The 419-nt window shown below is 39.4% G+C and carries 1 protein-coding gene; it reads right to left on the reverse strand.

Going from position 1 to position 419, the window contains the following annotated elements; all coding sequences use genetic code 11:
* Window positions 1-70: 70 nt before the first annotated feature.
* Window positions 71-238, reverse strand: coding sequence for a hypothetical protein (locus tag QWI17_RS19560; protein ID WP_302724212.1), 168 nt, complete (start codon window positions 236-238; stop codon window positions 71-73).
* Window positions 239-419: the final 181 nt, after the last annotated feature.

Consider the following 419-nt stretch of genomic DNA (forward strand, 5'->3'; position numbering starts at 1 on the left):
AAATATGCAGAATTTAAAAGTTGCCGCTGGCAACTTTTTTTGTTTTGTTGAAATCATCTAAACGGCAGTCTTATCTTTTCATTGCTGTATCAGACTTCGGCCTTCCAGACGAAAAAGCCGCATCAATTTCTTCTCCTATTGAATTAAGGTCTAGCGGCATAGTGTTGGTTTCGCTTTGACTATCTGCTGATGTGGCCTTTAGAGCTTCTTTTTCCAGTACATCTATCGAAGTGCTCATAGATAGTTGCTCTTTTGGTGTTAAGAATAGGGCTGGTATAATTTGCTGTGAAGTTCGATGATAGCCTTGTCATCCATATCTGTTTGTTTGTGCATGGTGATCTGATGATACTGGGCGTAGCCTGCTGAGATATAAGCTATCATATGAATAAAATATATCAGAGGTGCCCTCAAGTGAGTAA

It is taken from the genome of Gilvimarinus gilvus (genome assembly GCF_030518155.1).
Classification (GTDB): domain Bacteria; phylum Pseudomonadota; class Gammaproteobacteria; order Pseudomonadales; family Cellvibrionaceae; genus Gilvimarinus; species Gilvimarinus gilvus.

Excerpts from the sequence above, each read along its gene's own strand:
- QWI17_RS19560 (WP_302724212.1), bottom strand. The coding sequence starts at position 238 with ATGAGCACTTCGATAGATGTACTGGAAAAAGAAGCTCTAAAGGCCACA.